Source organism: Saccharothrix sp. ALI-22-I, assembly GCF_001984175.1.
Taxonomy (GTDB): Bacteria; Actinomycetota; Actinomycetes; order Mycobacteriales; family Pseudonocardiaceae; genus Actinosynnema.
This window is the reverse complement of the sequence record NZ_MTQP01000051.1, coordinates 143,456-154,981: the sequence shown is the minus strand read 5'-3', so window position 1 is coordinate 154,981 and position 11,526 is coordinate 143,456. Positions and strand designations below refer to the sequence as shown.

The 11,526-nt window shown below is 69.0% G+C and carries 5 protein-coding genes and 1 pseudogene; 4 read left to right on the top strand and 2 right to left on the bottom strand.

Annotated features, from left to right (window positions below):
- Positions 1-238: pseudogene (locus tag ALI22I_RS11710) on the bottom strand (hypothetical protein); the annotation flags it as partial.
- Between the two features lie 237 nt (positions 239-475).
- Here ALI22I_RS11710 and ALI22I_RS11705 point away from each other — a divergent pair.
- The gene (locus ALI22I_RS11705) at positions 476-925 is read left to right on the top strand and encodes a DUF1877 family protein (protein ID WP_179118200.1); all 450 of its coding nucleotides are present in this window, start codon (positions 476-478) and stop codon (positions 923-925) included.
- A 79-nt stretch (positions 926-1,004) separates the two neighbouring features.
- A complete protein-coding gene (locus ALI22I_RS50710) occupies positions 1,005-1,163 on the top strand; it encodes a hypothetical protein (RefSeq protein ID WP_179118199.1) in 159 nt (52 codons plus the stop codon).
- 152 nt (positions 1,164-1,315) lie between these two features.
- Here ALI22I_RS50710 and ALI22I_RS11700 read toward each other — a convergent pair whose 3' ends face one another.
- Entirely contained in the window at positions 1,316-1,714 is a 399-nt protein-coding gene (locus ALI22I_RS11700) for a hypothetical protein (protein WP_077005479.1), read from the bottom strand.
- Between the two features lie 518 nt (positions 1,715-2,232).
- On the opposite strand from ALI22I_RS11700, the gene ALI22I_RS11695 reads away from it, so the two are divergent.
- Entirely contained in the window at positions 2,233-10,767 is an 8,535-nt protein-coding gene (locus ALI22I_RS11695; RefSeq protein WP_238598314.1) for a SpvB/TcaC N-terminal domain-containing protein, read from the top strand.
- Positions 10,764-11,375 carry a hypothetical protein gene (locus ALI22I_RS11690; protein WP_077005477.1) on the top strand — a complete coding sequence of 204 codons (612 nt, stop codon included), beginning with the start codon at positions 10,764-10,766 and terminating at the stop codon, positions 11,373-11,375. The genes ALI22I_RS11695 and ALI22I_RS11690 overlap by 4 nt, the downstream gene beginning before the upstream one ends.
- Positions 11,376-11,526 lie beyond the last annotated feature (151 nt).

Sequence of the window (11,526 nt, the reverse complement as noted above, 5' to 3'; positions counted from 1 at the left end):
GCGCGGGTTCGACCACGTGCAGGCGGTCCGGCCAGGCGATGACCACTTTGACCGCGCCCTTGCGGGTGTTGCACCCGCGGTGCGCGAGCCGCTCGGCGACCTTGGCCTTCCGGTCGGCGGTCCGGCTGTCGACGCTGGGCCCCCGCGGGTCGTTCACCGACATGTCGGGATCGACCGGCTCGTCGCACACCCAGCACCGCCAGCCGTCGCGCTCGGCCACATCATCGAGGAGACTCACCCGAGCAAACTAACCTGCCGCCCGCCGCCCCGCGCACCGCACTAGGTCCCTCCTGGAGGAGTAGTTGTCCGAGCGCTGAAGCTGCCGCTCAAAGTAGCCACTTCGAGCGCTAACGATCTTCATCAGAGGACGACATCAAGGCAGACATCATCCGCGGATAGTCAGCGCCGGCCCTCGTGGGCGTGGAAACTGGACGCTGATCGAAGCAGCTGATGTGGGAGTGGTGGATTCATGGGCATGACGCTGTCGTTCACCCGGGTCACCCCGGAGGAACTGGACCGGGCGTTCGCGGACCCGGAGTGGGCGCGGGAGTACCTGGACGACGAGGACCTGCCGTGTTGCTTCCTCGAGAAGTCCTGGGCTGGCATCCAGTTCCTGCTGGACGAGGCCGAGGTGGGTGTCGACGTGTACGAGGACGGCGACCCAATCGACGAGGAGTGCACCCTATTCGGCTGGAGCGACAGCATGGTCGCTGCGACCGCCAAGGCCTTGAGCGCGACGCCGTTCGAGGTGTTGGCCGGCTACTACGATCCGCGGAAGCTGAGCGAGAAGGACGTCTACCCCATGAAGCACCTCTGGGACGCCGACGACATCGACTACCTGCGGCTGAACTACCGGGATCTGGTCGTGTTCTTCGAGGAGGCGGCTGCGTCGGGAGGCGCGGCGATCCGGGACTTCAGCTTCTGACCGGCCGCCCGATCGCATGGCCGAGTCGGTCGTGTCGCCTTATGGGGGCGTGTCCGACTCAGCCGGTGGTGTCGTGGGGATGCAGGGGGTAGATGAGGTCGTCGGCGACGCGTTTCATCGTGACCGGAAACCGTTCCTGGTGCCCGGCTACCGCGTTGATCCCGCGGTCGAACTCCTCGGCACTGAGGTCATGCCCTTGGAGCACAAGGAACTCGGCCCGAAGAACCCGGAGGGGTGACAGCCGCCGCGAGATCGACCGGGCTGCGTGCCCTTCTCCGATGGTCGAGGGATCTCGCGGTCATCACCGGACGAACGTGCGGGTGCCGGCGATCGCGTGCCGCACGTCGCCGCGTGGAGAGCCCATGTCGACCACGTTCACCGCGGCCCCCGTCAGGCGCTGGTGTCCCGCTCGACGGTGACCAGCGCTGCCTGGTGGCTCGTGGAGCCGTCGGGCCGGTAGTTGACGCGTTCGACGCGCAGCGGGAACCGGCCTCGGGCGGGTGCCGAGAGCAGGCTCAGCGCCGTCAGCGCAGCCAGGGCGAGAACCGCGACGGCGGCGGTGAGGAACGTGATCGTCGAACTGTCCTCGGCACGCAGAACCGTCACGAGCCAGAAGCCACACGCGCCGGTGAGCAGCCCGAACAACGGCCACAGCCGGTGGAACCGCCGATGCCGGAGCTTCTGCCGCCCTACCTCGACGTCGGACTGGGCGGTGATCAGCAGCCTTGCGCCGCAGGTGTCGCAGACGGCCTCCGCGGTGTTCGTGCGGTCGGCCAGTCTCTCGATCACGCCGGTTTCGAGGTTCTGCCGGCTCGTCGCTCGATCTTCACGCAGTGGTCGTCCCAGACGACCGTGTCGCGTTCCTGTGGGTTCGAGTACCCGGTGCCTACCCGGTGATCTTGATGGCCACCAGTCGCCGGTGCCGGTGTGGGACGGTGGCCGGTGCCACCGATCTGCGCGCGCGTGGCGTACGGAGTGCGGAGTTCCGGCGCCCCACAGGACTCGTTACCCGGCCAAGGCTGCGTGACACACCAGTAGCGCGAACGCGGCGGAGAACCGCAGGTGGTCGCCTCTCTCATGGCCGACGCCAACGATCAATCGGCTGTTCGGATATTCGTTCTCTGCTTTCCGTGGGCATTTCGGGTCTTCGTTGCGCGATTCAGGTGGTCCACGTCGGGCTTCGACGCGTCGGGTAACGGCTCGTCGCGACGTCCCGATGGGGGCACCAGTGCAGCGTTGCCGAAAGGGGCAATATGTCTGGGCGTGGGCGTCGTCAGTCAGTTCCGGTTTTGGTGATCCTGGCCCTCGTGGCGGCCGCGCTCATCCCTGGCAGTCAGGCGTCCGTCGCCGGCTTCGTGCCAACCAGTGGCAGTGGCGCGGTGGACGTTCCCGAGCACCCGGAGGGTGTCGGGTTCAACCCGAACCAGATCAAGGATCTAGAGGCGGCGAACCCCGGCGAGGGGGTGGCGCTGATCGACGCGCCGGGCGCGAGCGCCACCGGCGAGGCCAAGCTCAGCTACCCGTTGCAGACCCCACCGGGTCGCGCGGGGGTTCAGCCATCGTTGGCGTTGCAGTACAACTCGGCGGGTGACAACGGCTGGCTCGGTGTCGGCTGGGACCTCGTGCTGCCGATGATCACGGTGGAGACCCGGTGGGGGGTGCCGCGTTACAACGGCGGCCTGGAGACCGAGACCTACCTGCTGGGCGGTGAGCAGCTCACCCCGGTCGCGCACCGCGCCGCGCCCACCGCGCGCACCGCCGAGAAGGTGTTCCACACCAGGGTCGAGGGCCAGTTCGCGAAGATCGTGCGGCACGGCGACTCCCCGACCAACTACACGTGGGAGGTCACCGACAAGAAGGGCACCGTGTCGGTGTACGGGTCGGATGAGGAGACCCGGTTGGCCGACGACGCCGGCAACGTCTCGACCTGGGTGCTGCGTGAGGTGCGGGACGCGAACGGCAACCTGATGCGGGTGCACCACGCGAAGGTCGCCGATGGTGGCGTGCCGAACGCGACGGTGCCCGGTCGCGCCCTCTACCCGCAGCGGATCACGTGGACCGGCAGCGGCTCGGCGGAGGGGCGCTACTCGGTCACCTTCGTGCGCGACCGCGACCGCGGTGAGCCGCGCCGCCCGGATGTGCAGATCGACGCCCGGATGGGATTCAAGAAGGTCACCGCGGACCTGCTGCGCCGCGTCGAGGTCAAGCTGGACGACCAGCTGATCCGCGCCTACGAGCTCAACTACCGCACCGGCGCGTTCGCCAAGACCCTGCTGCAGTCGGTGTCGCAGTTCGACGCGGACAACCACCTGTTCACCACGCACTCCTTCGACTACTTCGACGACATCCGCGACGCGGGCGGCAACTACGACGCGTTCACCTCCTCGTCCGACTGGAACGTGCCGGGTGACGGGCTGTCCGCCGGGATCATCGACGGTGACGCGAGCGCGCTGCAGGCAAATTCGACGAACAGCGTCGGCGGGCACCTGTACGTGGGTTACAACCCGGCCGGCATCACCAAGTCGAACTCGGCCGGGGTGAAGGTCGGCTACAGCGAAGGGGAGTCGGAGGGACTGTTGGCGCTGTCCGACGTGAACGGCGACAACCTGCCGGACAAGGTGTTCCGTTCCGGTGGCGGCATCTTCTACCGGCCGAACCTGTCCGGCCCCGGTGGGCAGACCGAGTTCGGTGACACGGCCATCCCGCTGAGCACCCTGCCGGGTATCTCGTCGGAGGACTCCAGCTCGGGCACGGTGGGCGTCGAGTCGTACTTCGGTGTGGCCGCGCAGTTGGACTACGTCTCGACCACGACCACCTCGGATCGCTACTTCGCCGACGTGAACGGCGACGGGATCACCGACCTGGTGAACAACGGCGGTGTCCTGTTCGGACGGATGGACGCCAGCGGGAACCCGACGTACACGCTGAACAGCGCGGAGACACCGTCCCCGATCGGTTCCGGCGCGGTGAACGGCCCCGTGGTCGGCGACCGCACCGCCGAGTTCGAGCGCAAGGTGGACGCGTTCCCGTTGCTGGACGGCGTGCGCCGGTGGGTCGCGCCGTACGACGGCACGGTCGCGGTGGACGGCCGGGTGCGCCTGGTGGAGGACACCGGTCCGGCGCGCGCCGGCTACCGCAAGGCGGACGGCGTGCGGGTGGCCATCCAGCACGAGGACACCGAGCTGTGGTCGCAGCGCATCGGCCCGACCGACCACATCGAGTTCGCGCCGACCGGGGTCGGCTCGATCGCCGTGCAGCGTGGCGACGTGCTGTACTTCCGGGTGCAGTCGGTGTTGGACGGTCGCTTCGACCAGGTCTCCTGGGACCCGCGGATCACCTACACCTCGCAATCGGCGTCGGTCGACGTCAACGGCCTGGACGACCACCGCTACCTGGCGTCGCGGGACTTCACGCTGGCCGGGCGCCCGTCGGCGGTGGTCGCGCCGCTGACCGGCACGCTGCGGCTGACCGGTGACCTGGTGAAGACCGCGGCCACCACCGACGACGTGCGGGTGGTGATCACCCGCGGTTCGACCGAGGTGTTCGCGCAGACCGTGTCCGCGACCGCGGCCGGCACCACGCCGATCGCGCTGGACGTGCCGGTCACCGCGGGGGACACGCTGTCCTGGAAGCTGCTGGTCGACTCGCCGATCGACGCGGGCGTGCTGCGCTGGACGCCGAGGGCGCACTACACCTCGGCGCAGGGCGGGGTGCCGGTGACCAACCCGGCCGGCGACCCGACGATCGTGATCAACCCGCCGTACGAGCAGGACGTGTACCCGGCGACCACGCTGACCGCGCCGCAGCAGTCGTTCACCGCGACCGCCACCGGCACCGTTTCGGTGCAGCCGAGCCTGACGCTCACCGGCGCGGGCGCGGAGACCGACTCGCGGGTGGTGTTCACCGTCAAGAAGCGCGGCGCGCTGCTCGGCAAGCAAATCGTTCAGGTCACCGACGGCGTGGTGCAGGCGATCCCGGCGCTGTCGGTGCCCGTGACCGCGGGCGACGAGCTGTTCTTCGACTTCTCCTCGACCGACACCGCACTGCTCGCCAAGGTCGCGTCGCACTCGGCGACCGTGGACGCGGCCGCGGTGCCGACCGCGGTGCACACCGCGGCGCAGCAGGGCGCGTTCGCGCAGCCGTACCGCGGTTGGGGCGCGATCGGCTACCAGGGCAACCGCGAGCGGGCTGCGCAGCCGATCGCGCAGTCCGACCTGGTCATCGACGAGGACTTCCGCGACCGGTTGCCGGACGGCCCGACCGAGGACGACCTGCCGGGGTTCACCGCGAACCCGACCGTGACCGCGCCGAAGATCGTGGTGCTCGCGCCGACGCCGGGCGAGCAGCGCTGGGCCGGCTCGGACGCCAACACCTGGGTTGCCGCGGCTGGCGCGTCCAGCTCGCGGCTGGGCACCGACACGATCGACGTGGCGAGCGACGCGGACTTCGCGGGTGCGAGCGCGGTGTCGCGACGCGGCAGCACCGAGCAGATCTCCACCACGTTCGGTGTCGGGCCGTTGGGCGGCAGCCTGGCCAAGGGCGACGCCGAGTCCACAGTGGACTTCCTGGACCTGAACGGCGACCGTTACCCCGACGTGGTCGGCTCCGGTGGGGTGCAGTACTCCGACATGACCGGCGGCCTCGGCGACACCAGGGGCAGCGTCGGCGGCAACGTCCGCGAGTCCGACTCGGAGGCGTACTCCGTGTCGGCCAGCGCGGGTAGCCCGGCGCGCACCGGCGGTACCGCGCGCGGAACCGATGTGCCATCGGGGCGAGGCACCGCGAACACCAGCCAGGCCGGGTCGGAGATGCCGGCGCTGGGCATCGGCGGCAATCTCGGCGGCGGCGAATCGGAGACCAGGCACGACCTGGTCGACATCAACGGCGACAACCTGCCGGACAAGGTCTACGCCAACGGTGACGCCGCGCTGAACCTCGGCTACACCTTCGCCGCGCGCGAGCCGTGGCCGGGCGGACCGGTGAACACCGGCGAGACCGAGAACGCCGGCGTGAACCTGGGGTTCAACACCGACTACTACGGCTTCGCCGGCGGCGTGTCCGCCTCGACCGGGACCGGCAGCGCGGACGCGTCGCTGATGGACATGAACGGTGACGGCCTGACAGACCGGGTGTTCGCCGGCAGCCCGGTGATGGTGGCGATCAACACCGGTAGCGGGTTCAACGCGCCGACCCCGTTCCGGGGCAGCCTCGACGGGGTGAACGCGGACGTCAACGCCAACTTCGGCGGCGGGGTGTACTTCACCTTCGGCTTCTGCTTCGTGTTCGGCTGCATCGTGTTCAACCCGGGCGCGGACGCCTCCACCGGTGTCGGCCGCACCGAGCTGGCGCTGCGCGACGTCAACGGCGACGGCTACACCGACCACGTGCGCTCCGCGGAGGACGACGAGCTGGTCGTGGCGGAGAACCGCACCGGCCGCACCAACCTGCTCAAGCAGGTCAACCGACCCATGGGCGGCCGCATCGACCTCGACTACGCCCGCGACGGCAACACCTACGACCAGCCCGACTCGCGCTGGGTGCTGTCCCGCTCCGCGCTGTTCGACGGCCACACCGGCGACGGCGAGGACATCCGGCTCGCCACGTTCCGCTACGACAACGGCAAGTACGACCGCTTCGAGCGCGAGTTCTACGGCTACGGCACGGTGGTCAGCGAAGACCGCGACCCGGGCAACGGGGACGCGCTGTACCGGTCACTGACCAACGAGTACCGCACCGACAGCTTCTACACCCGCGGCCTGCTCGCGAAGCAGACCACCACCGACGCGGTCGGCCGCCGGTTCACCGACGTGGTGAACACCTACCAGCTGCGCGACGTCGCGACCGGCGCGCCGGCCGACGCCGGCAGCCCGACCGCGACGGTGTTCCCGCAGCTCGTCCGCACCGAGCGCAACTTCTACGAAGGCCAAGCCGCCGCGGGCAAGTCCACCTCGGTGGAAATGGCCTACGACGAGTACGGCAACCTGAGCCGCTCGGTCGACCGGGCGGACGCGGGTGCCGCGGACGACCTGGACGGTGTGTTCGGCTATTCCTCGGACGACCCGTCCTGCCGCGCCAAGCACATCGTCGGTGTCGGCACGTCGGTGCGGGAGACCAACGGCGGCACGCTGATGCGCCGTCGTGAGGCCACTGTGGACTGCGCGACGGCGAACGTGACCCAGGTGCGCAAGTACCTGGCCGACAACTCGGCCGCGGTGACCGACCTGACGTACCTCCCGAACGGCAACATCGCCTCGGTCACCGATCCGGTCACCAAGCACGGTCAGCGCTACCGGGTCGACTACGGCTACGACACGGTCGTCGGCGTGCACGCCGAGTCGGTCACCGACAGCTTCGGTTACCGGTCCACGTCCACGCACGACCTGCGGTTCGCCCTGCCGACCAGCCAGACCGACAAGAACAACCAGCAGATCCGGCGCAGCTACGACCCGGTCGGCCGGGTCGACAGCGTCACCGGGCCGTACGAGATCCCGGAGAACCGGTACACGATCGACTTCGAGTACCACCCGGAAGCGGTGGTGCCCTATGCGGTCACCCGCCACGTGGACCGCGCCGCGGACGGCGTGCGAGACGACACCATCGACACGATCACGTTCATCGACGGCGTGAAGCGCGTGTTGCAGATCAAGAAGGACGCGTCGGTGGCCACGGCCGCGGGTGCGGGGCCGGAGCCGGTCATGACCGTGACCGGTCGCCAGAAGGTGGACCTCCTCGGCCGTGCGGTCGAATCCTCCTACCCGGTCACCGAGCCGAAGAGCGGGGCGAACACCACGTTCAACCCGACCTACGACGCCGTGACGCCCACCCGCACGTCTTACGACGTGCTGGACCGCACCACCCGCACGGTCCTGCCGGACCTGACCTCGACCTCGCACGCGTACGGCTTCGGACCGGACCGCACCGCCACCACGCAGTTCGAGCTGGTCACCACGGACGCGAACGGCAAGCAGCGGCGCACCTACTCGGACGTCCGCGACCTCACCACCTCGGTGAAGGAGTTCAACCCGGTCGGTGGGCAGCCGGTCATCTGGACCAGCTACCGCTACGACGCGATGGGCAAGATCACCGCCGCGATCGACGACCGCGACAACACCACGACCACCGCCTACGACAACCTCGGTCGGCGCACGGTGATCGACAACCCCGATTCGGGGCGGACCGAGACCCGCTACGACCTGGCGGACAACATCACCCAGAAGATCACCTCGAAGCTGCGCGCGGCCAACCGGGCGATCGAGTACGACTACCAGTTCAACCGCCTCGCGGCGATCCGCTACCCCACGTTCACCGGCAACAACGTCACCTACACCTACGGCGCACCCGGCGCCGCGGACAACGGCGCCGACAGGGTGATCCGGGTGACCGACGGGGCGGGCACCGCGACCCGCGCCTACGGCCCGCTCGGTGAGCAGGTCCGCGAGACGCGGACCGTGCCGACGTCGATCCTCAACGGCCCGGCCCGCACGTACACCACCTCCTACCGCTACGACTCGTTCAACCGGGTGCTGGACCTGACCTACCCGGACGGCGAGGTGCTCACCTACACCTACGACACCGGCGGCCTGGTCAACCGCGCCACCGGCCACAAGGGCGAGTTCGACTACACCTACCTGGCACGCCAGGACTACGACAAGTTCAACCAGAAGCTGCTCACCGACACCGGCACCGACGTGCGCACCACGTACACCTACGACGCGGCCGACCGGCAGCTGACCAACCTGCGGGCACAGCTGCCCGACGGACACCGGTTCCAGGACATCAGCTACAGCTACGACGACATCGGCAACATCCTTCAACTGCGCAACAACGTGGCCTTGCCGCACGGCAAGCCGATCGGCGGGCCGAGCACCCAGACCTACACCTACGACGACCTGTACCGGTTGACCTCGGCGCGCGGTGAGTACACCTACGCCGACAACAAGCTCGACCGCTACTCGCTCGACATGTCCTACGACACGATCCACAACGTGCTGACCAAGGACCAGCGACACGAGATCGTGGTCAACCCGGGGACGGCGGAGCAGGCGGCGTCGATCGACTCGGCCGAGTCGGTGCGGTCGGAGGGGTTCCTGTCCGGCTCGGCGGTCGAGAAGCCGACCGCCGACAGCGAGCCGGTGTCCACACCGGACGAACCGGTCACCGAACCCGCGCCCGTGCCCTACGAAGGGCTGTACCCGCCGCTCGGGGTGATCGAGGAGCCCGAGGACGAGGTGCTCACCGCTCCGCTGGACGACCAGCTGTCGAGCACGAAGCTCGGTGCCGCCGATGCGGGGTCGCTCTCGGCCTCGGCCGTGGGCGCGCAGGCGAACGTGCAGCCGCAGCGCAAGACCAGCTACGAGTACGACTACGCGTTCACCGGCGCGAAGCCGCACGCGCCGAGCAAGATCGGACCGATCGACCAGGGCTACGACGCCAACGGCAACCTGGTCGACACGATCAACACCATGCCGCCGGCACCGGGCAAGCGCCGGCAGATGGTCTGGGACGAGGAGAACCGCCTCGCCTGCAACCAGGACCACAACCGCAACCAGGTCATCGCCCAGGACCCGAGCGTCTGCGTCAGCCCCGGCCAGCCGGCCACCGTCCGCTACTACTACGACGACCAGGGCACCCGCGTCGTGAAGATCGCCGGGCCGCAGCACATCTACCCGAACCGCAACTTCAGCGAACGCAACGGCGCCGGCTACAAGCACGTCTTCGTCGGCGAGACCCGGTTGCTCACCAAGACCGTCAAGCCGGACAGCAGCTACGAGAACCACGTCTTCTACTTCCACAACGACCACCTCGGATCGTCCGGCTACGTCACCGACGAGCACGCCGGCCTCACCGAGCACATCGAGTACTTCGCCTCCGGTGAGACCTGGGTCAACGAGCACCCCGGCCAACCCACACCGGTGCCGTACCAGTACGGCGGCAAGGAGCTCGACGAGGAGACCGGGCTCTACTACTACGGCGCGCGCTACTACAACCCGCGCACCAGCGTCTGGCAGTCGCCCGATCCCATCCTCGGCTCCTACCTGGACGGTGAGACCAACGGCGGCGTCTACTCCCCGGTCAACCTCGCGTCGTACACCTACGCCAACAACAACCCGATCCAGTTCACCGACCCGACCGGCCAGAGCTCCAAGTTGTGGAACCGGGTCGTCGGCGTGGTCAAGGTGGTCGGCGGTGGCGCCGAGGCGGCCGGTGGCGTGATCTTCGGCACGGTCACGTCCCCGACCGTGGTCGGTGGTGTGGTGGGTGCGGCGGTGGCGACCCACGGAGCCGACGTCGCCTGGTCCGGGGTCAGGCAGGTCTGGACGGGTGACGAGACCAGTACCTACACGAGCCAGGCCATCCAGGCGGCCGGGGTCAGCCGGGAGAACGCCGAACTCATCGATGCCGGCATCTCGATCATCGCCAGTGGCGGGACCGCGCTGCTCAGTCGGAGCAGCACGCGTGCCGCGGCGGCCATCGGCGCGGCCCAGGCCGCGGCGCCCAACACGGTGTTGCAGGGCTTCGCCACAGCGTCCGCCAGAACCGTCGGCCAGGGCCAGGGGGCGGTGTACGGGACCAGGGTGCACGCCGAATTCGCGCGCATGATCCGTGCACTCGGACGCTCCGATCTGCATGCCGAGGTGTCCTACCTCAACGGTAGGGTGGTTCCTTATGGCACGAGGGGCAGCGTTCGGATGGATGCCGTGGTAGGCACGCAGGCCGCACCCACGGCGATCTTCGATCTCAAGACGGGCAGTGCCGCCCTCACCCCGTCGAGGATCGCGCAGATCCGCAGCCATCTGCCCAGCGGGTACCAGAACATCCCGATCCGGGAGATAAACCCGTGAAGTCGGGTGAGTGGAAGAAGACGGTCCGCGCCGCGCTGCGCGACTTGCCGGGCGGCGCGGACCTGTGGGGTTTCTCCCGCTCGCTGTGCTACCGCACGGACCGCACCTGGACGGCGACGGGAGTGCTCGCCGAGGCCTCCGGCGTCGGCCTCGGCGAGTACCTCTGGGTCGTCCGGATGCCGCTGTTCGTGCCTGCCGACGTCATCGACCTGTCCTTCTCCACCAGGCTGGACACCGTCGACGACGAGGAGATCAGGCGGGGTCCGTCAGCCGACTCGATCCGAGCCGCGCTGCGGGCGGTGCCCAGTGAGTCCGAAGCACTGGAGCACATCGCGGACGCCGCCGACGCACGCAACGTGCGCTCGCTGGAGGCCGCCGCCTACGCCACGGTGATCCTCGGCCGGGGGGACGGCACCGCCGTGGGCCTGCTGGACCAGGTCTGCGACACGGTGCCGGAATACCCGTGGGTCGAAGAGGTCGTCGACCGGGCCGACGGGATCAGATCCCTGCTGACCGGCGGTGCGGCGACGACCGCACTGGAACGGCTGCTCAGCTGGACGCACAAGACCGCAACCGCGCTGCGAGTGACCCTGCCGAACCACAGATGAGTGGCGTCGAGGTTGCCGAAGGTCCGGCCAGGGTCGTTGCCGCAGCGAGTGCGGCGGATGGCGCGGTGGACACGCGGTTGGCGTTTCCTGTCTTCCGGGTCTCGGCTTTGGTTTCGACGCAGTGGTGGTCGCTCGGTGGTGGGGGAAGTGG